Origin of the sequence: Lelliottia nimipressuralis (assembly GCF_004115925.1) — a bacterium.
Lineage (GTDB): Bacteria > Pseudomonadota > Gammaproteobacteria > Enterobacterales > Enterobacteriaceae > Enterobacter > Enterobacter nimipressuralis.
Genome location: NZ_SDDX01000014.1, coordinates 111,927 through 135,336, shown reverse-complemented (window position 1 = coordinate 135,336; position 23,410 = coordinate 111,927). Strand labels below are relative to the sequence as shown.

At 48.4% G+C, this 23,410-nt stretch carries 17 protein-coding genes, 1 tRNA gene and 1 pseudogene; 11 read left to right on the top strand and 8 right to left on the bottom strand.

The window, feature by feature from the left end; genetic code table 11:
- Positions 1 to 90 precede the first annotated feature (90 nt).
- Both ETG88_RS12540 and ETG88_RS12535 read left to right on the top strand, forming a co-directional pair.
- Positions 91 to 166: transfer RNA gene (locus ETG88_RS12540), tRNA-Thr, on the top strand.
- Positions 167 to 449: 283 nt separating this feature from the next.
- Positions 450 to 941 (top strand): DNA-binding protein, encoded by a 492-nt coding sequence (locus ETG88_RS12535; protein WP_233446109.1) that lies wholly within the window; start codon positions 450 to 452, stop codon positions 939 to 941.
- A gap of 498 nt (positions 942 to 1,439) precedes the next feature.
- Here the strand turns inward: ETG88_RS12535 and eruA are convergent, their stop codons facing one another.
- The 3 genes and pseudogenes from eruA to ETG88_RS12525 all read right to left on the bottom strand — a co-directional run bounded on the left by eruA (position 1,440) and on the right by ETG88_RS12525 (position 7,070).
- Positions 1,440 to 5,294 (bottom strand): NACHT domain-containing antiphage protein EruA, encoded by a 3,855-nt coding sequence (eruA, locus tag ETG88_RS12530; RefSeq protein ID WP_252152568.1) that lies wholly within the window; start codon positions 5,292 to 5,294, stop codon positions 1,440 to 1,442.
- Complete coding sequence (locus ETG88_RS22455; RefSeq protein WP_252152567.1) at positions 5,263 to 5,484, bottom strand: ATP-binding protein; 222 nt, start codon at positions 5,482 to 5,484, stop codon at positions 5,263 to 5,265. Before ETG88_RS22455 ends, eruA begins: the two co-directional genes overlap by 32 nt.
- A gap of 735 nt (positions 5,485 to 6,219) precedes the next feature.
- Positions 6,220 to 7,070 (bottom strand): annotated as a pseudogene (locus ETG88_RS12525) (aldo/keto reductase).
- 432 nt (positions 7,071 to 7,502) lie between these two features.
- On the opposite strand from ETG88_RS12525, the gene ETG88_RS22300 reads away from it, so the two are divergent.
- Entirely contained in the window at positions 7,503 to 7,664 is a 162-nt protein-coding gene (locus ETG88_RS22300) for a hypothetical protein (protein WP_164971797.1), read from the top strand.
- 68 nt (positions 7,665 to 7,732) lie between these two features.
- Here the strand turns inward: ETG88_RS22300 and ETG88_RS12520 are convergent, their stop codons facing one another.
- On the bottom strand, positions 7,733 to 8,047 hold the full coding sequence (locus ETG88_RS12520; RefSeq protein ID WP_129035507.1) for a hypothetical protein: 315 nt from the start codon (positions 8,045 to 8,047) through the stop codon (positions 7,733 to 7,735).
- A gap of 389 nt (positions 8,048 to 8,436) precedes the next feature.
- Here ETG88_RS12520 and ETG88_RS12515 point away from each other — a divergent pair, with 389 nt between their 5' ends.
- Together ETG88_RS12515 and ETG88_RS12510 are read left to right on the top strand one after the other, a co-directional pair.
- Positions 8,437 to 9,057, top strand: a complete 621-nt coding sequence (locus ETG88_RS12515) for a LysE family translocator (RefSeq protein WP_100777501.1) — start codon at positions 8,437 to 8,439, stop codon at positions 9,055 to 9,057.
- Between the two features lie 495 nt (positions 9,058 to 9,552).
- The gene (locus tag ETG88_RS12510) at positions 9,553 to 9,783 is read left to right on the top strand and encodes a hypothetical protein (protein WP_252152566.1); all 231 of its coding nucleotides are present in this window, start codon (positions 9,553 to 9,555) and stop codon (positions 9,781 to 9,783) included.
- Between the two features lie 146 nt (positions 9,784 to 9,929).
- On the opposite strand, the gene ETG88_RS12505 is transcribed toward ETG88_RS12510, so the two are convergent.
- Complete coding sequence (locus ETG88_RS12505) at positions 9,930 to 10,373, bottom strand: VOC family protein (protein ID WP_129035506.1); 444 nt, start codon at positions 10,371 to 10,373, stop codon at positions 9,930 to 9,932.
- A gap of 603 nt (positions 10,374 to 10,976) precedes the next feature.
- Entirely contained in the window at positions 10,977 to 11,654 is a 678-nt protein-coding gene (catA, locus tag ETG88_RS12500) for a type A chloramphenicol O-acetyltransferase (RefSeq protein WP_129035505.1), read from the bottom strand.
- Positions 11,655 to 12,388: 734 nt separating this feature from the next.
- Here catA and ETG88_RS12495 point away from each other — a divergent pair.
- The 4 genes from ETG88_RS12495 (at position 12,389) to ETG88_RS12480 (ending at position 17,622) form a co-directional block, all read left to right on the top strand.
- Positions 12,389 to 12,883: a putative pterin-binding protein gene (locus ETG88_RS12495; protein WP_100777496.1), complete on the top strand. Its 495-nt coding sequence runs from the start codon at positions 12,389 to 12,391 to the stop codon at positions 12,881 to 12,883.
- A 17-nt stretch (positions 12,884 to 12,900) separates the two neighbouring features.
- Positions 12,901 to 14,874 (top strand): putative bifunctional diguanylate cyclase/phosphodiesterase, encoded by a 1,974-nt coding sequence (locus ETG88_RS12490; protein ID WP_100777495.1) that lies wholly within the window; start codon positions 12,901 to 12,903, stop codon positions 14,872 to 14,874.
- 477 nt (positions 14,875 to 15,351) lie between these two features.
- On the top strand, positions 15,352 to 16,905 hold the full coding sequence (locus ETG88_RS12485) for a peptide MFS transporter (RefSeq protein WP_107704186.1): 1,554 nt from the start codon (positions 15,352 to 15,354) through the stop codon (positions 16,903 to 16,905).
- A 111-nt stretch (positions 16,906 to 17,016) separates the two neighbouring features.
- A complete protein-coding gene (locus tag ETG88_RS12480; RefSeq protein ID WP_129035504.1) occupies positions 17,017 to 17,622 on the top strand; it encodes a class I SAM-dependent DNA methyltransferase in 606 nt (201 codons plus the stop codon).
- A 3-nt stretch (positions 17,623 to 17,625) separates the two neighbouring features.
- Here the strand turns inward: ETG88_RS12480 and ETG88_RS12475 are convergent, their stop codons facing one another.
- Positions 17,626 to 19,410, bottom strand: coding sequence for a diguanylate cyclase (locus tag ETG88_RS12475; RefSeq protein ID WP_129035503.1), 1,785 nt, complete (start codon positions 19,408 to 19,410; stop codon positions 17,626 to 17,628).
- Between the two features lie 121 nt (positions 19,411 to 19,531).
- Positions 19,532 to 20,641: an AI-2E family transporter gene (locus ETG88_RS12470; protein ID WP_100777491.1), complete on the bottom strand. Its 1,110-nt coding sequence runs from the start codon at positions 20,639 to 20,641 to the stop codon at positions 19,532 to 19,534.
- Between the two features lie 432 nt (positions 20,642 to 21,073).
- On the opposite strand from ETG88_RS12470, the gene mmuP reads away from it, so the two are divergent.
- A complete protein-coding gene (gene mmuP / locus ETG88_RS12465) occupies positions 21,074 to 22,474 on the top strand; it encodes an S-methylmethionine permease (RefSeq protein ID WP_123429413.1) in 1,401 nt (466 codons plus the stop codon).
- On the top strand, positions 22,461 to 23,393 hold the full coding sequence (mmuM, locus tag ETG88_RS12460; protein ID WP_129035502.1) for a homocysteine S-methyltransferase: 933 nt from the start codon (positions 22,461 to 22,463) through the stop codon (positions 23,391 to 23,393). The genes mmuP and mmuM overlap by 14 nt, the downstream gene beginning before the upstream one ends.
- Positions 23,394 to 23,410: the final 17 nt, after the last annotated feature.

The window sequence follows — 23,410 nt, the reverse complement described above, 5'->3', positions numbered from 1 at the left end:
TTAGGCTTTTGATTCGCAAGGCTATTGACGCATCACCCCGTTAGTTTTAACCTCTTGCCCCGTGGTTACACTCGTAACCGGCCTCTCAGGGCCGATATAGCTCAGTTGGTAGAGCAGCGCATTCGTAATGCGAAGGTCGTAGGTTCGACTCCTATTATCGGCACCACTCAAGCATCTCTCAAAGTCTACTCAAGTTCGCTGAACGCCCTTATGATCTCCGCTTTACCGGCCCTTTAAATATTTCCCTGAAATCTACGTTTGTTTGGGGGGACTTATGGGGTATTTGTTGCTCGCGACGATCCAACAGAAGTACAGCCATTTATGACCGGTCTTGATCAGTTAAGCGAACATGTCAGCGCGATGCTCAAAGGCAGTCAGCGGCAGACAAATTCACAAGAGAAGCAGGCCGCCTGAGGGCGGCTTTTTTCTGCCCGGAGGGAAACATCACGATGCTATTAAGTAAATCAGCCTACGCCAGGCATATGGGCGTCAGCCGGCAAACTGTTTACGGCTGGATCGCCCGCGGTGAAATTGTTATTTCAGGCGATAAAGTGGATGTCGAAGCATCGCAGGCTAAACAAAATTCTGCTGGTGCTGGCGAACACCAAACTGAAATGACGTGGGCACAGGCTGCCGCATGGGTATGGAAGCATGACGGCGGGAAAGGGCTGCCGGCTTATATTGATGCTGGCCAGCGGATAGAGGCAGCAGCCGCTGAGCTGGGTTTTGATGTTAAGCACGAGCCCGATGAACAATTGCTGATTCTCTTCCGGCCGGATGAAGAAACCCACAGCTTCTATGGCAAAGACCGTGCCGCGGGCGCTTTACGGTTTCTTCGTTCTGAGCTGGCCTACGTTGCCACAATGCACCCCGATACGCCGGATGACTGGAGCAAAACAAGATTAAGGGCGCTCTGCCTGCTGGACGGCGAAAAACTGTAAACCCCCCAGCCCCTCAAACTTGACACTTTTTCGCGAGAAACTGGGAAAAGTGTCAACCCAACCTAACGGATCCTGACGCCTACGAACAGCAGCTACAGCCAACGCGTATAGGGCTGGCGTTGAGATTTGTTGAGCCTTGGCTGTTAACTTTTGTTAATCCTGATGCGAAGCAGGGCAGGTGTTAGCCTGTTATGGTTTGTTATGCCTTACTAGGGAAAACTAGGGGGAAAGTGTCAACCGCTACCGCTTTAGAAAACTTCAGGTACACGAACTCTTGAAGGGGAGGTGTTAAGCACCTCCCCCTTTGCAACCATCCTCGAGCCTCTTTCAGATCGCTGTTCTGGTTTGCCCGGACGCTGGAGTTCAGATTGAGTTGTCAAAAGTTGCCACCCACCGGCAGCGCCAGTGGGGATTTTTGGCAGAACGCGCTCTAAGTTACAGTTGCTTCAGATAAACAATTACGCCTATCAATGTAGATTTAGAACACCCTTTATTGAATTAAGTTCTGCTGACGTCAAGTACAAAAACATCTATTAAATTTTTTAATTCGTGGGGTAAAAATCCTTCAATTTTGGTTTTCAGCTCTTCAGCTGATTGAAACTGATGCGTTTTTTTTCCTGCAACCGCAACTTCTTTTCCAAACCAAAGTACAAGAAAAATTCCTTGTTGCTCAGCATCAGGATGAATGGAGTAACGTTCATACAGTTGTGCGGATGCAGCATTGTATAATTCTCGATGCCACTGCCCTTTAACCTCTGTAACTAATAAGCAACGTTTGCCATTTAATATTTTTGTGGCTGTAAAATCACTTCTATTATGGTTTTTTAGCTGATGCTCTGGAGTAATTGAAATTCCTTGGGGTTCTAAACGTAAGTTTAAACGTTCGGCAATAATTGCTGTTGAATCATTCTCACTGAGATGCTGTCCATTCTGATAGAATCTATCGGTAGAATTAAACTCGCCACCATATAATGCGCCTTGAAAATCATTTAGTTCTTGAATTATAAGTTGACGTAAAGATTCGACCGTAACAATTTCTCCATTATCTAAATACTTTACAATTTCATTTGGAGTAGGAGGGACGAAATCATGAAGAGCTTGTTTTCGAACTTGCTGTGTATGAATGCTTTGCAGTGCATTTTTCAATAATGTAAATTTTGGATCGGATAATAATCTTTTAGTTACGGTTAATGCATCTAATGAGTCATCTGAATTAATTTTCCAAACTAAATCACTCATGAATCTATATGCTTTCTCTTCATTTGAACTGTCGTTGATCAAATCAGACGAAGGATTGGTTTGAGGCCAAAGATTGTAAAAAGCTTTAAGAATATATTCAATTTTAATTGCTGAAAGCTCTGGCCAAGTAGACTGATTGTCATAGGAAATTCTATCAGAAACACCTTGAAATAAAAGGATGTTTTCCCTGTCGAGCGACAAATAGCGCCACCTAGTTTGATTTACTTCATCATTAAAATAAAAATCCCGAAGATACCAAAATGTTTTTTGTAAACTAACAGGGGAGTTTTTTAAAGATTCGACGTCTTCTAATAATAAACACTTGTGAGAAATTAATTTTTTTAAAGAGTCTCTGTTACTGTTTTTAACAGCAATCTCGAAAAGTGTATACAGGGTGTCACTATCTATATCTGGATATTTTTCAAGCCATTCAAGAGCTAGTTTTGAACGCAGATGGTTAAAAACTGTTTCATTTTCAAGTAGCCATACTTCTGGGTGTGCGCATGGTTGTTGAAGCTGGGGTTCAACATATTCTCTTAAGAACTCCTCAGCAAAATTTTTATCATTATCGAAGAGGATTCTATCTATCTCAGCTTTCAATAACTCGGATTCATCGGAGGTTAATGCACTAAACCCCATATTAATTCCAGTGCGTAAAGAAGCTAGCATTGATGAAGGTACACGCTCCAGGCTTTTTTCCGCTCGGAAGATTTCTAAACAGGCTGCATACAATACCATTTCATAATGTGAATATTTGGATTCACACTGTAATTTAGCGAGTTCTCGGAGGTTTGGCACGTGAGCGGAAATAAATCCGATACAATTTTTTAAGGCATTTCTAACTAATGAATTGTCGCCAACTTCTATTGCTATCTGGTCTGGTTTAGAGAGAGTAAGATGCGCAAAATGGAGAAGACAATTCCAGTGCTTCCCACTTTCGATCAGATTTCTATTTTCATTAATATAAGCTATATTAGTAAATCTTTTTTCTTGTCGTTTTTTTTCATATCTTTTCCTCTTGCGATCAAGTTTACGATGTAAACCAGAATCATTCTTTTCCATATCTTTAAAAACTTTATTTAACCGCATCCATACTTTCATAAACTCAGGTTTGGAACATGCGTGCTGGCGCATTAAATGACGCAATTCATCTTTTCCACGAAGATTATTAACACCAAATCGTCTGTGAGGACTGAAGAAACCAGCCCAAAGCTCATGGTTATCGATTTCAAAAGCATAGGTGATAATAAATTTATAATCTTCGTTACGCATTTGAAGGCCAGAGTGAGCATTTAATGAATTTTGAAATGTATGTATCTTAAGGTCAAATATTTCATCTCGATCTTTCAATGGGCCAAATACAAAAGAAATAATTCCTTGTCTTAATTTATTGTTTGACTGAATTACTTCAACTGATTTGCTATGTTGTTGCTGCATAGGATGAACAAAATTAAGATTATGCAGCCAAGCCCATACTTTTTCTGGTGAGTATGGAGGTGCTACAAATTCAAAGTAACGATCAACAATTAATCCAACTATTTTACTAATACCCAGTCGACAATAACACTCGTAGCTTTCTTTTCCACAAGTACAAGTAATCTCATAAGTTAATGAATTAAGTAACGGTTCGAGATGATATGTAGGTAGTGACCTCACAAACTTCTTAATGAAATATCGAGTGCCAACTACTCTTTCTAAAGGTTGTCTTTCAGCGGGATATAAATGCGTACATAGTTTTAAGTAGTTTGACAAGAATTTTAATGAGAAATTCTCAATACCAATTTTTTCAATTATTTTAGCGGACATATTTAATGACAAATTGGTAGCTTCAAAAAGTAATATCTGAAGTGTTGGAAAAAGGTTATAACCTTTTAAATGCAACAAACAATCAACTGCGGAAGTTCTGATATTATTAGATTCTCCAATGTCTCCTGCAATTTCATAAATATCGTTAGCAAGCGATTCAACTACTTCTGAGCCAGAGATTAATTCAAAAATGAGTCCTCTTAAATGACTGTCATTACTTCCAACTATTAATGATCTAATTTGTTCAGAAACATCTCTTGTAAAAAAACCAGCTACGCTGAATCTACGCCAAAAATCACCTCTCCGGAAATAAGGATCTTTTTCTTGAATTTCTTTCAGTTTTGTTAAAAGTAGTTTTTTTGATGATGGTTCTAATTGTGAGGGATCACCGTTAGCCAATACTGCATAAGCATCAATTTCAATCAATTTCTCTTGTATTGACTTGCTTCCTAATGCTGCCATCCATCCGATCAGGCCTCTCAATTCATCGCGAGCTACATTGTTTGGTGCAATAATCGGAAGGCATTTCCACAGAGTAAGTGGATCACTACTATTATTTATTCTTTTAATTAAGTGATAAGCGGCGCAGTATTCAACTACTATCTTATGTACTGGACGATGTTGATATTCACATTCTCCTAGTCTAAACAACCTTGTTGAAAGGATGTCACTAGATGCTTGATTTTTAGGAAGAAGTGTTTTTAGTAACGGATAAATTATACTTTCATTCGCCTCTGATGTTGTTATACCTTCCGATGCTGATAGAAGTAATTTTGCGAATGCTTCTGAAGCAAGTTCGATCTTTTGTTCTACTGTTAAATGTGATGGCTTCAAGGGAGTTTTAGCATTAGCCTCTTTCGCTAAACGTTCAACTGCTAATGAAAAAATTGAACGTTTATTTATAAAATGTCTATTACTTTCAATATAAGCGTCTGCAAACATTTTTAAAAATTGCGGATTTGGCAAAAGCATCTCTAAGTTAAAACGACAAACTTCTCTTTCGAAACTATTAAAATCTTCGCCAGATGTATGAAATTCAAATATTTCAGATTGTTGTTGTCGATCAAATTCGTTCAATCTAACTATTAGAGGGGGGAACCCTAAAAATTGCTCAAATGCTATAGTTGATGATTGCCCCCATTCACTTGAACGACTTGACATAATTACTAATGAAGGGGTGTTTTTCTTGACTTCGCTCAATAATCTATAAATGCTTGATTGATCGATAGTTGCAACTTCATCTACCGCGTCGATCAATAATGGAGCGTTTTTTTCATTAATTCCTGCGAACAAAAAAAACGCTGGCATTAACAGTTTCTGTCTCTAATCTTCGGGCAAGATTATTCATTAGCTCTGTTTTACCGCCACCCGGTTCAGCTAAAATCACAATGTACCTTGAAGCTTGGAGTAATTCAGTTTCAGTGAACGTTCTGTCACCATAAGAAAGGTTTCGTTCAAGATAAATTGATGAAGGCCTAGCCAAAGTATCGTTTTTCATAGTTCCTTTCATGAGTTTTCAATGAGTTCATTATGATGAAAATTTTAACACAGCTCTTACTACTGCCGTATGTTCATGTTGAACATGGTAAATCTATCAGATAAACAACTGGGTTCGCTGCATTGTGATTTCTTAGTATGAAGGGTTCAGTTCTCTCCATCTGTTACTTAGATATCATTTTTTTAACCTAAGTATTCATTTGTGGGGTTTTTTAGGACTGAAGTTGTGGGGGAGGCTGGTTGGGCTTGCTGTAATTTTGCCGCCTTGTCTCAGAGAAGAACTGATGGGGGTACTTCTGGGGGTATCTAACAATGACATTCTTTATTTTTCGATTAATTACAATAAGTTATCATGCATGATTTGTTCCTATTATCGGCACCATTCAAGCATCCTCCAAAATCTCAATCTAATTCTGTAACTACTTCTCTTGGCGGATGGACGAACCTCGTGGCATTTCTTCGTCAGTAAAATATCCTTCAAATCTGTAGACAAAGGCTTTTCCTACATTCAGATCTACGTTGTTAGTATGTAAGTCGTTATCCCAGATAAGTAGAACAAAACAGGATTAATGGCTCTATGTGTGTTTGCAGGTGAAAAAGTATCTGCCCAGCCCCACACCTCCTAACGCCCACGAACAACACCCGTAACCCAAGTAGTAAAAGACTGGCGTTTAGAGCTTTAAGCCCAAGCTAGAAATCAGCGATATCAAAATGATACCGCTGACATAAAAAGCGTTTAAACATCAAGTTTGCGGCCAGTCAGCCATTCCACCATCGCCGGGTCGCGGTGAGAGAAGAAGGCGCTGGTTGCGGTGTCGAGGGCAGCAACTTGCAGCATATCTTCAGCGCTGAGTTCAAAATCGAGAATATTGATGTTCTCTGCCATGCGTTCTTTGCGCACCGATTTCGCCAGTGAAACGATGCCCCGCTGGAAGATCCAGCGCAGTACAACCTGGCCCACGCTTTTACCGTACTTCTGGCCAATTGCCGTTAACACAGGATGCTGGAACAGGCCATTTTTACCCTCCGCAAACGGTGCCCAGGCTTCCGGCTGAATGCCACGGCTTTGCATCCATGGAACGGCATGCAGCTGCTGGTTGAAGGGGTTAACTTCAATCTGGTTTACCGCCGGGGGCACTTTGTTAAAGGCGATAAGGTCGCCAGTCGGTCAGGATGGAAATTGCTGACACCAATGGCGCGAATTTTGCCGGCCTGCTGCAACTCTTCCATGGCTCGCCAGGCTCCATGGACATCACCGTAAGGCTGGTGAATCAGGTACAGGTCAACGTAATCAAGTTGTAGTCGATTCAGGGAGCGTTCGAACTGTGCTTTAGCGCCTTCGTAATGGGTATCCTGAAGCCACAGTTTGGTTGTGATAAAGAGTGCGTTACGTGCGATGCCGGTCTGTTTCAGCGCGTTCCCAACCTGGGTTTCATTCTGGTAAGACGCGGCAGTATCGATCAGGCGATATCCCGCGTCGATGGCATCAATAACGGCTCTTTCGCACTCGGCGGCATCTGTCATCTGAAACACACCAAAGCCCAGCAGGGGCATTTCAGTACCGTTATTGAGTTTTACTGTTTGCATGACGTTATCCTTCAGCTGTTGTGTAGAAAAAGCATAACGCAAAGTGATTTATTCTATTAGAGGGATAATTAGCTAGGGTTTATTAGATGAATTCATTAATCGGAGGGGAGGGTAGTCCGCTTTGTGCCAGTAACAGGCCACCAACATCACTGATACTCAAGGAGCAACGGCACTCATTGAGATCAGCGATATCGGTTCGATGTGTTTAGGGAAATAATCCGCTTTTTTTTAATATAATATTTTTTTACATACCGCGCTATTTTCTATCTTGCACCTTAAGTTTTAAGCTAATCATTGTAGATTTTTTATGAACGGGTTCGAAACCCTCACCTTGCCCGAGAGGTGATAATTTGTTAAATTATCCGCATTAGCGTCAAATACATTGAGTGTTAAACCGGCGCTAATTATAAAATAATGAGTGATGGAGCCAAAATGAAGTATGCGTTTGCATTAATGTTGAGTATGGTATTGTCAGGTTGTACCGCAAATGATTGGATTGATGCTGCAAGTGGGATAATGCAGGCTAACGATCAACACGAAAAAGATTCAAGAAATCAGCGCATCAAAGACGCCAACAGGGCTGCAGGCTACTGATATCAAGGTGATTAAGACACTCCTCTTCTTGTATTTTGAACAGAAGAGGAATGGTATTCTAAGCAAATTTACTGACTAAATACTCCCTTCGCTCTTGCCCGTTGGCAGGAGATATAGCCATAATGTTTTCGCTTTCCATTCTTATCGAACGCCACATAAAAAGGCATCGTCTCTTCACCTTTCTTTAGCGTGTAGTTAATGCAACTTCCATTGATTTCTGGAACATTTATCTCACTGTCTGGTTTTCCACCTGCCGCAATAACTGAAGATTTTGTCGCATCAGCCGCATAGGTTGCTTGCACCAGAGGGTCATTATCAAATTTAATAAAACCGACACTACAGGCCGTTAAAAAAGGAACAATTAAAATGGGTGTATAGCGCATTGCATATCCTTGCAGAGAATATAATTACCTAAGAAACAAAATGACCAGGTCGATTTCTCTTGCCCGCCAAATTCCCTTCAAAAAGATTATAAGAGCGTAACAGCAGGAAATACAATTACCGGTAATATAATCACTGTATTTAATAGTTCATTGTTAATCATTATGACCATCAAAGGTAGCGACAAAATTTTTCTCTCATAAAAGGTCTTATAAACGCTAAAGCGCCGAAATGATGATGGACTCTAACCTCATAACCGCTCATGCGTATTCCCCCTTACTGACTGACAGCTCATATCAGGATGACACAGGGCCTGACAGTCCCTACCGAACTTTGGGGTGTTGCAGCATTGTTAAATCTTCAGTAGGATCTTCGTTTTCGGAGAAGCACAATGTCAGTCACCGATGCCCTTCTGGCCTATACCCTTGCCGCCACGCTTTTGACGCTAACCCCCGGTCTCGACACCGCCTTGATCCTGCGAACCGCCGCGGCAGATGGCAGTAAAAAAGCCGTGCACGTGGCGCTGGGTATTGATACGGGCTGTTTTATCTGGGGCGCGCTGGTGGCGTTCGGGCTGGGAGCGTTACTGGCTGTTTCTGACGTGGCCTACTCGCTGCTGAAATGGTGCGGCGCGGCCTATCTTTGCTGGCTGGGGGTTCAGCTGCTGCTTCGTCCGCGTCAGCAATTTACGCTCACCGCCGGGGAGAATACGGGCAGCGGTAACGGCTTTATGCGCGGAATGCTCGGTAACGTGCTCAATCCGAAGATGGGCATTTTCTATGTCTCCTTCCTTCCCCAGTTTATTCCGGCAGGGCATTCGCCTTTTGCCTGGACCTTTTTGCTGGTTTCCATTCATGTGTTGATAGGCACGCTCTGGTCATTGACCCTGATTATCGCCACGGGCTATGCGTCTCGCGTGCTGAAAAAGCCGGCCGTGGTGAAGTGGATGGACAGAACCACCGGCGTGGTGTTTTTGCTGTTCGCCGCCAAACTGGCGATGAGTAAACGATAGGAAAGAACGGCACCAAAGGAAGTCTGCCGAAGGGTTGGCAGGCTTCTGCGGCCGATCTTCCCATCGGCGACAAATCTCCCGCGGTGTTGCTATTCGGCATCCGTCATCTGAACAAACAAAAGCTCAGCAGGGGCATTTCAATACATTACAGTAAGTGTGGCCTTTCCCTTAAGCGGTTGGGTTGGAAAAGCCTAATGCGAACATGTTTACTGGAGCAAAGGAAAAATTAACCAGGGCATATAAGTAAAATCCTGGGACAAACAGACATTCACTCGCGCTAAATAATCTATCTTGTTGAAAATTATGTGATATTTATCCAGGGCAATGTCAACATTAGCAACTTAAGCTAAATTGTTATTCAAATTTGAACGAGCCTATATTGGTATTATGTTTTTAAGAGCTTTACTGTTTTGCCTTCTGTCATTCTCCTGCTTTGCAAACGCCTTAAATTTCTCCTCTACCTTTTTACGCCTTAATTGCCCACAACGTGGTCTGGTGGAGATCATTCTTCACGTCTACGGTCACACGCAGGAAAGGTGGAAAGGAAACTTCGAAACGGGGGCCGGGCATAAACGCGCTGGTGATACCGAAATCATCCCTTTTGCGAATGGCGATACGCTTTACCACTCAATATCCAGTGACTCATTTGGGTTTCAATATGCGGGCGAAGAGAAACTGTCCGTGTGCGCTAAAATTGATGAGCGCCCTGTTTATCCTTCATTTTAAAGGCAATCATTCATCCTGGCGCCTTGCTCGTTAATCCGGCAAGAGAGGTGCATCGATAGCCATCTCCACTCTGCCATAAGCGGTCATCTTGCGTTTAAACGATGCAGGAGCCAGGATGTTAGCGCTGTAATTACTGGCCTGTCAGGTTACTTTTTGGGTTCAGTATGCGTTCCAGAAGCTTCAAGCCCAACTCTTTGCCCATAGGAAAGTTCTAACGTATTGCCGTCAGGGTCAGCGAAAAAGACAAAATACCCCACCGGATCACCAGCCTGAACCGGCTCTTTTCGCAGCACACCCTCTGCTCGCGCCATCGCCACTTTTTCATCGATCGCTTCGATACTTGAGCAAGCGACGCCAAGATGACCAAAATTCCCAAGAGGAGTATCAGTCACGACATCTGCCTTTACGAGGACCAGTGCAAATGGACGCGTTCGATCGCTGAGCCATGCCATTTGGCGTGCCTCTGGCACATCAGGCTCGCGTCTGTGAACAACCTCCATTCCGGCATAACGGTGATAGAAATCAATACTCTTATCCAAATCCCTGACGACAAACGCCACGTGGGTAAATCCAACGTCCACCTGTTTCATAAACCGAGTCCTTCTGTCTGAGTTCCAGATAAGCATCTTAAAAGCTCAAGTTAGCTTCAGGTCAAGCCGGAAAGTGCTGTCTATTTACGCCATAAAATTGTGTTCGCGCAGTGCGTCAAGCCAGATTTGCTGGGGAGGGGAGATGAGCAGGGGGGAAGTGAGTCAGGATGCGTTCCCAGCGCGAACCACGGATGAGACGGTATTACGGGTTCGCGCCGGGGCAGTGTGTTTACTACTGCTTAATGACCATCAGGATCACACCAGGCATTCATTAACTGCACCAGGATGTATTTTAGTCCCAGCACAATGAGCAGGGAGAACAGAACTGTCACCACAATAATAGTCATCAGAAACTCCATGTAATCAGCTTTCTTCCCCAAAATCTTAGATCGTATTTTTCATTTGTCACGGTCCTGCAATCATTTTCCTTATCAGGGCAACCCGAAGTATCCGTTCGGGTGCAGGCGAGGGTGGTGCGCTTATATTTGCTGCCATAGCGTTAACGGGCCTTCACACCCTGTGAACATTTGTCCCCTCGCTTTACACAGGCCTGAAAGTTGCTGCCCATCTCGGATAAAGATGAATGCGTAAATATCATTACCATCAATCACTTGAATTGTCTGGGTGGTGCTGCAAATCGTCACAGAGTTCTTGTAACTCATTGACCAGTCTTGCCACATGGAAACCGTCGCATACGGAGTGATGCACCTGAACGGCGAAAGGCAACAATACTTTGCCTTCTTGTTCGAAGTATTTTCCAAGCGTGAACATAGGGGCAAAAAAGTTCTTCATATTAGCCACATTTACGTTGAAGCTGGTAAAGGTTACCCAGGGAATACCGGATATGAAAAATATATTTTCCCGTGACTCCTCCTTAGGCCAATAAGCAGTATTATTACTGTAGCGAGCCATATCTTCTGAATATACTTTCTGGAAGTGATGAATATTGCCATCGTAGTGACTCCATAATGATGAAAAGGTCTCTGTTTCATTATGGAAAATGGTATAGTTTGGATGAACTTCATCCCATACGATAAGCTCATTATCCTTCATCGCCATACGGAACTCCGGATGCCGATTTACGATTTTGGAAATGAGGGAAATCATCGTCGGATAAAATTTCCAGCCAGCCTTTTTAATATGTTTTAGCAACGCCGTAATGTCTAATTGAACAGTCTGATTAAATGTCGACTGAGCGAACGTCTGAAATATCTCAAAATGCTCCCTCCTTGCCCAACGAGATAAATCAACAGACGTATAATGTGGCGTTGTATTTTTCATCTTTTAACCTTTGATTCGCATTTATAAATAAGATGTTAGCATAAGATTTTTCGTCTATGAATGATGATTATGAGCCCTAAAGCCTTTAGAGAACAAACGCATTTGCCACAGTTGTTCCTCCTTATACCGGAGCAAATAAAGGTGAAATATGTCAGAAGACCAGACCCGGTTGCGCAATCTTGTCGTGCTTTCCTGCCCGAAAAATGTCGCAGGATTTCCGCCTGGGAGTAGCCTTCGTTGTGCCAGGAGAGGGGGCGTGTCCGCTACCCCCTGCGGGGACCGGTGACTGAATGCACCTGCCGTTCAGCCGGAACTGCCGTTGATGAAGGCTTTGTTGCGAGTGAGTCAGAAGTCAGCCAGACATTTTTTTCTCAATATTGTGGAATTTTATCCAACAAACTGACAAACGTCAGGCTTGCATCAAAGCCCTCTCTCTTTACCACAACGCGGCACTGGGCTTGCATCAAACACTAAGCATTAATATTTGTGTGGGTTTATTTGCGCTAACCAAACACATAGATTATTGTTTGTACAGACGTGGTTAGATTTAATGCACTTAAAATAACAGTATCAACCTTGATTAATCATCACTAAACAACTAAAATTTCATAACACATTGATTTTATGCATTAAATTATAATTTTCTTAATGCATTGTTATTCTCCAGACAGCATGTATAAATAGCATAATAACTAAATTATAATTCTTTTATATTTGACGGATGGGTAGATAAAATGAAGTTAATTGTCATGTTGTTCAGCTTAGTGATTGCGTCGCAGGCTATGGCGGGGGAGCTTCCCAAACCTACCGGGAAAGTCCTTTTAACCATGTCCGGTAATATCGAAAATACAAATGAAGAGGGCAAAGCCGTTTTTGATGTCGCCAGCCTTGAAAAGCTGGGTATGGTCAGTTTCCAGACCGCCTCTCCCTGGTACAATGGGCGCACAACCTTTACGGGTATTCCGCTGAAAAAACTCATGGATTACGTAGGCGCCAAAGGTTCTATCGTTAAGGTTACTGCACTTAATGACTACACCACCGTTATCCCTCTCAGTGACTTCCAAAAATACAATGTGATCCTTGCCTTAAAAATTAATGGCGAATACATGCGTGTTCGCGACAAAGGTCCGCTCTTCATCGTCTATCCCTATGACAGCGAACCTGAGCTGAATAATCAGGTGTTTTATTCAAGGTCAGCATGGCAGGTCAGCAAAATGAGCATTGAGTAGGATTTCAGAAGAACAACATGAACAGAATACTGGCTGCCATAATATTCTCTCTTTTTATATCTACAGGATATATCTCTTTTCTTGTGCACGAAAGACAGCAGGAATTGCAGAAACTGACGCACTACGCCAGTTCATGGTCTGCTGGACAGCTGGTCTCAGAGTATTATCGGTTCGAATCATGGCTCAGTCTTTACACTATTGATGAGTCGATGACACTCGACGATGTGCGCCTGCACCTCGATATTATGCTCAGCCAGAGTGATTTATTAAAGCAGGGAGATTTAGGGCAGTATATAAATAGCAATGAATCACTTCATGAACTTGCTGTAAAACTCGACAATACCCTTAATTATCTGGATACGCATCTTGAGACAATGACCCGTCCAGAACTCCAGAAATATCTAAGGGTAATGTATTCGCTTGATGGACCATTAAGCCGCCTTTCATCCGGTGCGTTGAACAAAGATCTGAATCTGATTAACAACGCCAACAGTAAAATTCAAACGCTGTACTCTATTTATTCAGCGATTTCAGTTCTTTTGATAATACTGAGTGCGATACTGGGTGTGCTGATTTTTTATCAAAACAGAAATATTCTCAAAGCGCATATTCAGGTTAAGAGTCTCGCTGGAGAGCTTCAGGAATCTAAAGAAAAACTGCAAATCCAGAATACCAAGCTGGAGTATGACGTCTACCATGACCCGCTCACAGAGCTGAGTAACAGACTGTTTTTCTGGGATAATTTAAACAAAACCATCAAGTTGGCAGACGCTAATAAAAGCTCTGTGACCGTGATGTTGTTTGATTTAGACCGATTCAAAGAGGTCAATGACACCTATGGTCATGATGCCGGTGATATGTTATTGCGTCTGATCGCTCAGCGACTTATTTCGATGGGGCTTCCTTCGGATATGCTGTATCGCTTAGGGGGCGATGAGTTTGCCTTTCTCACAAGCGATCTGGCAGAAAGCCAGGCAGTTTCGATGGCGCAAAAAATATGTGATTGTATTAACCAGCCCTACACAATTTATAGCGCTGTTATAAATATAACCACCTGTGTGGGCATTGTTAACTCAGATACTGAGCGCCGTTCCGACTATCTCTATAAATTTGCTGACCTGGCCCTTTATGAAGCCAAAAATGAAGGCGCTGGCAAAATTAAAGTCTTCCGCCAGCGCATGTTAGATAAGCTGCTGGAAAGCAGAACGCTTGAGCATGACATGGCGCTGGCGTTAGTGAATAAAGAATTCGTGGTTTATTATCAACCGATTGTGGATTCGTACAGTCGGGAAATTTACAGTTATGAAGCCCTTATTCGCTGGATGCATCCGCTAAAAGGTCTTTTATCGCCAGATACCTTTATTCCTGTTGCTGAAAAAACCGGAATGATTAGCGAGATGGGCAAATCGGTGCTTGAAATGGCCTGTCGGGAAGCGGCTTCCTGGGCTGTTCCGGTTAAAATTTCAGTAAACGTTTCTCCTGTGCAGCTCAGCAGCAAAACCTTTGCAGGAATAGTGATGTCTATCCTGAAAGAAACAGGGCTTGCGGCTGACCGTCTTGAGCTGGAAGTGACGGAGTCCTCCCTCTTTACCGACAACAATACGCCGCTGAATACGCTTAATAAGCTCAGAGCCCTGGGCGTGAAAATCTCCATCGACGATTTTGGTACGGGCTACTCCTCTCTTTCCCGTCTGAGCCGACTTGCCTTTGATAAAATCAAAATAGACAAATCCTTTGTGAATTCGATATCCACACAGGGAGACGCCCTTAATATCATTAAACTCATCACCGGCATGGCGAAATCCCTCAGTATGAAAACGATTGCCGAGGGGGTTGAAACCCAGGAACAGCTGGAAAGTCTTCAGGCGCTGGGCTGCGATTTCGCACAAGGCTATCTGTTTAGCAAACCTCTGCCGTTTATCGCCGGGGAAATCAAAAACGGTGAATTCTCAAACGATCCTTCTACCCTGTTAAAGGCCCCGCATGGCTGAATAATCCCCATTGCGCGCGACCGTTCCTCGCGCTAAGCGGCCAGTCGCGTTCAACCGTTTTCCGCTGAGGCCAGTTCAATTTATACAACGGATGTTTGTATTGAGCCCTCAATAATGAAGGCTCGATGCTTCCTCTTCCCGATGCACTCATGCAGATCGTTTTCCTTAAGGAATTGACGGGCTAAATCAGTGGGGAAATGCACTGTTTTTCCGGCTTATTTCAGGGCACAAATCAGGCCGCATCTTCTGCAACGATGTCAATATTTCCCCCTTTCCATCAAACAAAAAGTCTACAAAACTAGACATCTGTCGAATTTTCATCTTAAAGTCCCCCTCCGGGCACTAGACAAAACCATCGTCCGGTTATCAAATGGTTAAATAATATTTCGCTGGATGTAAAGAAGTGGCCCTGGACCTGAAAGGCCAGCAAACAATCCAGCGTTGACGTGCAACACGACACACCTCTTCGGGAGAACTATGCAATCCACTGTTAATCAAAAAGAAAGCCGAACTTTCTTCGGCCATCCTTACCCGCTTGGCTCGCTCTTCTTTACGGAAATGTGGGAGCGCTTCTCGTTCTACGGCATTCGTCCGTTACTGATCCTGTTTATGGCCGCGACCGTTTATGACGGTGGGATGGGGCTGGCGCGCGAAAATGCGTCGGCGATTGTCGGGATCTTCGCAGGCAGCATGTATCTGGCCGCGCTGCCGGGTGGCTGGCTTGCGGATAACTGGCTCGGGCAGCAGCGCGCCGTCTGGTACGGCTCGATTCTGATTGCGCTCGGCCATCTCTCCATCGCGCTCTCGGCTTTCATGGGCAACAACCTGTTCTTTATCGGCCTGATGTTTATCGTCCTCGGTTCCGGTTTGTTCAAAACCTGTATCTCAGTGATGGTCGGGACGCTCTACAAGAAAGGCGATGCGCGTCGTGACGGCGGTTTCTCGCTGTTCTACATGGGCATCAACATGGGTTCATTTATCGCGCCGCTGATCTCCGGCTGGCTGATTAAAACCCACGGCTGGCACTGGGGCTTCGGCATTGGCGGTATCGGGATGCTGGTAGCGCTGGTGATCTTCCGTCTGTTTGCCGTTCCTTCGATGAAACGTTACGACAGCGAAGTCGGTCTGGACTCCACCTGGAACAGCCCGGTGTCAAAGAAAAACGGCGTCGGCGCCTGGCTGCTGGCACTGGCGGTGGGTGTGGCGGTGATCGTCACGCTGATTGCCCAGGGCATCATTGTGATCAACCCGGTCGCGGTTGCCAGCATGCTGGTGTACGTGATTGCTATCTCGGTTGCGCTCTACTTTATCTGGCTGTTTGTCTTTGCCGGTCTGAACCGCAAAGAGCGTGCGCGCCTGCTGGTGTGTTTCATCCTGCTGGTTTCGGCGGCCTTCTTCTGGTCGGCGTTTGAGCAGAAACCGACCTCATTCAACCTGTTTGCGAACGACTACACCAACCGCATGATCGGCGATTTTGAAATCCCTGCCGTGTGGTTCCAGTCGATCAACGCCCTGTTTATCATCCTGCTGGCACCGGTCTTTAGCTGGGCCTGGCCGATGATGGCGCAAAAAGGTGTGCGTCCGAGCAGCATGACCAAGTTTGTTATCGGTATTCTGTGCGCAGCGGCGGGCTTTGGCCTGATGATGCTGGCGGCGCAGAACGTCCTCAGCAACGGCGGCGCGGGTGTCTCTCCGATGTGGCTGGTGGGCAGTATCCTGATGCTGACCCTCGGCGAACTGTGCCTTAGCCCGATTGGTCTGGCGACCATGACCCTGCTGGCCCCGGAAAGAATGCGCGGGCAGATGATGGGCTTGTGGTTCTGCGCCAGCGCCCTGGGTAACCTCGCGGCGGGCCTGATCGGTGGCCACGTGAAAGCCGATCAGCTGGATATGCTGCCGGATCTCTTCGCGCGCTGCTCCATCGCATTGCTGATTTGTGCTGCGGTACTGGCGGTGCTGATTGTGCCGGTGCGTCGGATGCTGGAAAACGCGCAGACCAAAACAGAGTCAAAACCGGTGACCAACGCCTGATAAGCGATGAATTGAGTCCCTACAAACCGGCGCATCTGCGCCGGTTTTTTTGTTTTCAGCCCGCCGGGTAAGGTATAAACGTTCCAGAAACTTCTGCACACGAGACTCACGATGTCTGATGCCGCTGCTAAACATATCCTGACTATCTACGACACCCATGCCGATGCATTTGCGCGGTTACGTTCGCGTCATTTGATGGAAAAAGGCTGGCTCGATAAGTTTACCCGGCTGATCGGCGGCAAGGGGGCGATTCTGGATATCGGCTGCGGCAACGGGGTGCCGATAGCGGAACATTTTATCCGCCAGGGGTATCGACTGACGGGCGTTGATGGCGCGCCCGGCATGCTGGCGCGGGCGCAACAGGCGTTTCCCGATCAGCGCTGGCTGCATCTGGATATGCGCCAGATGGCGCTCAATGAAACCTTCGACGGGCTGCTCGCCTGGGACAGTTTTTTCCATCTGTCGCCTGACGATCAGCGTCAGATGTTCCCCATTTTTGCCCGCCATAGCCGCCCTGGCAGCGTGCTGATGTTCACCAGCGGTACGGACAACGGGATCGCCATGGGGGAATTTGAAGGGGAGCCGCTGTATCACGCCAGCCTGTCGCCCGACGAATACCGGCAACGGCTGGCGGATAACGGTTTTGCGGTGATTGAGGTGATGTTTGAGGATCCGGCGTGCGGCGGGCACTCGGTCTGGCTGTGCCAGGCCCGGTAAGACTCACCCCGCCTCCAGCATCCCAAAGCTCACAATCCGCGATCTCCCCAACTCTTTGGCGCGATACAGCGCCACGTCTGCCGCACGCAGCAGGTTGTCGCTCTGAGCGTGCTGCGGATAGCTGGCGATGCCGATCGACACATCGACCGGGCCAATCTCCGCCAGACCGTAGCGCAGTGCCAGGGCGCGCACGCCTTCGTAAATCTCCGTGGCGCAGGCGTGAGCACCTTCTTCGCCTGTGTCCGTCAGCAGCGCCAGAAACTCTTCGCCGCCGTAGCGGAAGGCGATGCCGTTGTCATGCACCGCACGCTGCACAATCGCCGCCACGCTTTTAATCACCTGATCGCCTGCCTCGTGACCAAAGCGATCGTTAATACTTTTGAAGTGATCGATGTCGATCATCAGGCAGCTCAACGGCTCGTTGTTGCGCATTGCCTGGCTCATCAGCGTCTGCATTTTATCTTCGAGGTGATGGCGGTTACGCAGGCCAGTTAAGGGATCGTAGAGCGCTTTTTCCAGCAGGGCGTCGCGCAGACGCTGGTTGGCGAGCGCCAGCCCGAGCGCTTCGGCCATCAGCTCAAGATAGGCGCGTGACGGGGCGGTTTCCGCGGTGATGTTCTGGAACGAGAGCAAACCGATGGCCTCGCCCTGAGCGATCAGCGGCACGCAGAGCGACCGATCCGCCGCCGATTCCGGCAGGTGATAGCAGGCGATATCCGGCTCACCGTTGACCGGCGGATGGCTCTGGCCGCGACGCACGGCCCAGCAATCATCGGGATGGAAGGGGGGATGTTTCTCCTCAGGCGTCAGCCACTGGGCGACACAGCGCATCTGCCACGGATCGCGATCGAGGATATACAGCTGCCCGCTAATGCCCGGCGCGATATTCGGCGCAAACAGCTGGGCGACGTTAATCACGTCGGTGAAATTCTCACAGCCCTGCAGCCGCTGCGTCATACGCGCCAGCAGTTCGCGAATGGCCCAGTCCGCGTCGCGCTCTTTTTCCAGTTGCTGCCGCACCAGGCCGTTCTCGCGGAAAATGCGGATCGCCTGGGCCATATCGCCGATCTCATCGATCTGGCTAAAGTTAGGCGTCTCCACCGCGTAATCCTGCGACGCGAGGCGATGCACGACATCGCTCAGACGCACCACCGGGCGCAGCACGCGGCGCTTTAAAATAAAGCCCATCACAAACAAAAAGAGCAGGGCGGTCAGGCCGACCATCACTTCTGACAGGGTGCGTAGAATGCGGGACTTTTTTGTTGCCTCTTCCACGGCGTTGTGGGCGCGGCGATCCAGCAACAGGCGGAAATGGTCGATCTGATTCTGCACCCGCTCCAGCTCCTGCTCGTAGGGCTTACTGTAGAGCAGAATCACGGCCTGTCTCTCATCGCCGCGCGCCATGCTGGCGAGCGCCGCCTGCTGCTCATCCTGTAGCTCATCGACCACCTGTAACCCTTCATGCAGCAGCGCCAGCTCTTCGCCGGTCGCGCCGTTATCTTTGAGTCGGGAGAGCCGGTGCTCAATGGGCTTACGGGACTGATCTTTTTGCTGATAGTCCTTCAGGGCATCGGGATCTTTATTGATGACATACAGGCGTGCCAAATCCGACAGCGCCCAGGCATCCGTTTCGACCTCTTCGGTCAACTGATCAAATATCTGGCGCTGTTCAACGGCCTGTCGCTCGGCGTTATCGGCATTTGAGGCCAGCAGCATGACCACGCCGGAAGCGAGAGTCAGACACACCGTGACGCCGTAGGCCCAGTTGGTTATGGTGGCAATTCGCACCTGTTGGATCCTTTTCAGCCGTTAGTGGGATAGCGTTCTTGAAATTATAGGAAACGCCTGATTTGGCGTGACAAAAAAATGGCGGCCCGTGGCCGCCAGTCTGTTATTTATCGTCACGCTTTCACAAATCGGGAGGGTTTTTCCCTTCTTCGATGAACGCTTCGTCGATTTCGTCGACGTTCCCCGCGTGGTCGCGCCCGGAGAGCAAATTCCAGCAGGCGATAAACAGCGCGGCGACCAGCGGCCCGATGACAAATCCGTTGATGCCGTAAATCTCCATCCCGCCCAGGGTAGAGATCAGGATTAAATAGTCCGGCATTTTGGTGTCTTTCCCCACCAGCAGCGGACGCAGGATGTTATCCACCAGCCCGACGATGATCACAAAGAAGCCGACGATAAAGAACCCCTGCCACAGCTGCTGCGTGGCGAACAGGAAGATGGCGGCGGGCACCCAGATAATGGCCGAGCCGACGGCTGGGATGAGGGAGAGGAAGGCCATCAGCGCGCCCCACAGGACGCTGCCGTCGATACCGGCAATGTAAAAGGCGATCCCGCCCAGAATCCCCTGAACCACGGCGACCACGGCGGTGCCTTTGACGGTGGCGCGCGAGACGGCGGCGAATTTGGCGAACAGATGCTGTTTAACAAAATCGGACAGCGGCAGCGAATCGAGGATCTGGCGCACCAGATAAGGCCCGTCTTTGAGCAGGAAAAACAGCAGATAGATCATCACACCAAAGCTAATCGCAAAGCCAAACGTCCCTTTGCCGATTAAGAAGGCGCTGCCCGCCAGATATTGACCGCCTTTCAGCGCCACATCCGACAGCTTTTGCTGGATCTGGCTGGCGTTATCCAGGTTGTGTTCGACGAGGAAGTTCCGCGCCCAGTCCGGCAGGTGTGAAAACAGGCTCGCCACCACCTCCGGAAACTGCGGATTGGTGTGCTGGAGCTTGGTGTAAACCACGTTCAGCTCGATAGCCAGCGACGACAGGATCACGATCAGCGGCGTAAAGACGATCAGGCAAATCACCAGCAGCGTCAGCAGCGACGCCACGCCGTTACGTTCACCCACCCATCCGCGCAGTTTGTTTTTCACCGGATGGAAAATGACCGCCAGGATTGACGCCCATAACACGGCGGAAAAATAGGGTGCGAGGATATCGAAGAACGCCACTGAAACAATGGCGAGAATAAGAATGAAAAAACCTTTAGTCAGTCCGTTAAAGCGCATTAGCGAGTCCTGGTGGCTAAGAAACAGAGTCGACTATAGAACCCTTTGAGGGAATTACCAATTTTGTTACGGAGATCACCTTAACACCCGTCGGTCGGGAAAACGCCGTGCCCCCGGCAAACCACCCGCGCATCACGCGTTTGATGAGATGCGGGCCGCATTTGGCAACACCTTTATGTGTGAACTCCCCTCAGAACGTTACCACTTTCGACTGACCGAAGAAGTCAGCGCCCCGCGCCATGCTGTAAGTATCTGCTCTGTGGAGGTGCTTATGGCCTGGCGACCGATTCTCTACGTCATTCTCACTCATCACCCTCGTCTCAGCGCGCGCCGCGCCCGGCTGCGGCTGGTTCATGGCTAGCTTTTTGTTAACAATCACGGTATAACAAACCTTCTTTGGATGTTTAGATGTCCATACGTTTAGAAGGTAATATGCAAACAGAACAAGAAAATGGGCAGCTAAAGCGCACCATGAAAACCCGCCACCTGATTATGCTTTCGCTGGGTGGCGTGATTGGGACAGGGTTGTTTTTCAATACGGGTTACATCATTTCCACCACCGGTGCGGCCGGGACGCTGCTGGCGTATCTCATTGGCGCGCTGGTGGTATGGCTGGTAATGCAGTGCCTGGGGGAACTCTCCGTGGCGATGCCGGAAACCGGCGCGTTTCACGTTTATGCGGCGCGCTACCTCGGCCCGGCGACAGGGTATACGGTAGCGTGGCTCTACTGGCTCACCTGGACGGTCGCCCTCGGTTCGAGCTTTACCGCCGCAGGATTCTGTATGCAGTACTGGTTCCCGCAGGTTCCGGTATGGATCTGGTGCGTGGTCTTCTGCGCCGTCATTTTTGCCCTCAACGTCATCTCCACGCGCTTTTTCGCTGAAGGGGAATTCTGGTTCTCGCTGGTCAAAGTGATCACCATCATCGCCTTTATTATTCTGGGCGGGGCGGCAATCTTTGGTTTTATCCCGATGCAGGACGGCTCACCCGCGCCGGGGCTGGCGAATATCACCGCCGAAGGCTGGTTCCCGCATGGCGGTCTGCCGATCCTGATGACGATGGTGGCGGTCAACTTTGCCTTTTCAGGCACGGAGCTTATCGGTATCGCGGCGGGGGAAACGCAGAATCCGCATAAAGTGATTCCGGTGGCGATCCGCACCACCATCGCGCGGCTAATCATTTTCTTTATCGGCACCGTGTTTGTGCTGGCGGCGCTGATCCCGATGCAGCAGGCTGGCGTTGAAAAAAGCCCGTTCGTGCTGGTGTTCGAGAAAGTTGGCATTCCCTATGCGGCGGATATTTTTAACTTCGTGATCCTGACGGCGATCCTCTCGGCGGCCAACTCCGGGCTGTATGCGTCGGGGCGCATGTTGTGGTCGCTCTCCAATGAAAAAACGCTGCCGCGCTGCTTTGCGCAGGTCAATAAAAACGGCGTCCCGCTGACGGCAATCTCCGTGAGTATGCTGGGCGGCGTTCTGGCGCTGTTCTCCAGCGTCATCGCGCCGGATACGGTGTTTGTCGCGCTCTCGGCTATTTCAGGTTTTGCGGTGGTGGCGGTGTGGATCAGCATCTGCGCGTCGCACTTTATGTTCCGCCGTCGTCATCTTCAGGCCGGGAAAGCGCTGGACGATCTGCAGTATCGCGCGCCGTGGTATCCGCTGGTTCCGGTGCTGGGTTTTGTGCTGTGCCTGGTGGCCTGCGTCGGGCTGGCGTTTGATCCGACCCAGCGTATTGCCCTTTACTGCGGGCTGCCGTTTGTCGCCCTGTGTTATGGTGCCTACTACCTGACTCAAACCTCAAAAACCCAGGAGCCTGAACATGTCGCAGAATAATCCGCTTACCACCCTCCTTGAAACACAGCCCTTTATCGTGCTGGACGGAGCGATGGCGACGGAACTGGAAGCGCGCGGTTGTCACCTTGCCGACAGCCTGTGGTCCGCCAAAGTGCTGGTGGAGAACCCGGAGCTGATCCGCGAAGTGCATCTCGATTATTTCCGCGCCGGCGCGCAGGTGGCGATTACCGCCAGCTATCAGGCGACGGCAGAAGGGTTTGCCGCACGCGGCTACGATGAAGCGCAATCCCGCGCGCTGATCGGCAAAAGCGTGGAGCTGGCGCGCAAAGCGCGTGAAGCCTGTCTGGCGGAAAACCCGCAGGCGGGCACGCTGCTGGTGGCCGGTTCCGTGGGGCCTTACGGCGCGTTTCTGGCGGACGGCTCAGAATATCGCGGGGATTACGTCCGAAGCGCTGCGGCGTTTACCGATTTTCACTGTTCGCGGGTGGAAGCCCTGCTGGATGCGGGGGCCGATCTGCTGGCCTGCGAAACGCTCCCCTCTTTTGCGGAGATCGCCGTGCTGGCAGCGCTGCTGGAAAGCTATCCCCGCGCGAAAGCGTGGTTCTCGTTTACCCTGCGCGACAGCGAGCATCTGAGCGACGGCACGCCGCTGCGAGAGGTAGTGGCTGCGCTGGCGGATAATCCGCAGATTGTGGCGCTGGGGATAAACTGTATTGCGCTGGAAAACACCACGGCGGCGCTTCAGCATCTGCACACGCTGACGGATCTACCGCTGGTGGTCTATCCGAATTCCGGTGAGCACTACGACGCGGTGAGCAAAACCTGGCACCATCACGGCGAAGCCTGTGAAACGCTGGCGGGGTATCTGCCGCAGTGGATTGCGGCAGGGGCAAAGCTGATTGGCGGGTGCTGTCGCACCACGCCGAAGGATATTGCTGAGCTTAAGGCTCTGCGCTAAGCATCGCCGGGCGGCGG

Excerpts from the sequence above, each read along its gene's own strand:
- ETG88_RS12470 (WP_100777491.1), bottom strand. The coding sequence starts at position 20,641 with ATGCGCTTTAACGGACTGACTAAAGGTTTTTTCATTCTTATTCTCGCC.
- ETG88_RS12535 (WP_233446109.1), top strand. The coding sequence starts at position 450 with ATGCTATTAAGTAAATCAGCCTACGCCAGGCATATGGGCGTCAGCCGG.
- catA (WP_129035505.1), bottom strand. The coding sequence starts at position 11,654 with ATGAAAAATACAACGCCACATTATACGTCTGTTGATTTATCTCGTTGG.
- ETG88_RS12505 (WP_129035506.1), bottom strand. The coding sequence starts at position 10,373 with ATGAAACAGGTGGACGTTGGATTTACCCACGTGGCGTTTGTCGTCAGG.
- ETG88_RS12515 (WP_100777501.1), top strand. The coding sequence starts at position 8,437 with ATGTCAGTCACCGATGCCCTTCTGGCCTATACCCTTGCCGCCACGCTT.
- ETG88_RS22300 (WP_164971797.1), top strand. The coding sequence starts at position 7,503 with ATGAAGTATGCGTTTGCATTAATGTTGAGTATGGTATTGTCAGGTTGT.
- mmuM (WP_129035502.1), top strand. The coding sequence starts at position 22,461 with ATGTCGCAGAATAATCCGCTTACCACCCTCCTTGAAACACAGCCCTTT.
- ETG88_RS12485 (WP_107704186.1), top strand. The coding sequence starts at position 15,352 with ATGCAATCCACTGTTAATCAAAAAGAAAGCCGAACTTTCTTCGGCCAT.
- ETG88_RS12495 (WP_100777496.1), top strand. The coding sequence starts at position 12,389 with ATGAAGTTAATTGTCATGTTGTTCAGCTTAGTGATTGCGTCGCAGGCT.
- ETG88_RS12520 (WP_129035507.1), bottom strand. The coding sequence starts at position 8,047 with ATGCGCTATACACCCATTTTAATTGTTCCTTTTTTAACGGCCTGTAGT.
- ETG88_RS12490 (WP_100777495.1), top strand. The coding sequence starts at position 12,901 with ATGAACAGAATACTGGCTGCCATAATATTCTCTCTTTTTATATCTACA.
- mmuP (WP_123429413.1), top strand. The coding sequence starts at position 21,074 with ATGCAAACAGAACAAGAAAATGGGCAGCTAAAGCGCACCATGAAAACC.
- ETG88_RS22455 (WP_252152567.1), bottom strand. The coding sequence starts at position 5,484 with ATGAAAAACGATACTTTGGCTAGGCCTTCATCAATTTATCTTGAACGA.
- eruA (WP_252152568.1), bottom strand. The coding sequence starts at position 5,294 with ATGCCAGCGTTTTTTTTGTTCGCAGGAATTAATGAAAAAAACGCTCCA.
- ETG88_RS12480 (WP_129035504.1), top strand. The coding sequence starts at position 17,017 with ATGTCTGATGCCGCTGCTAAACATATCCTGACTATCTACGACACCCAT.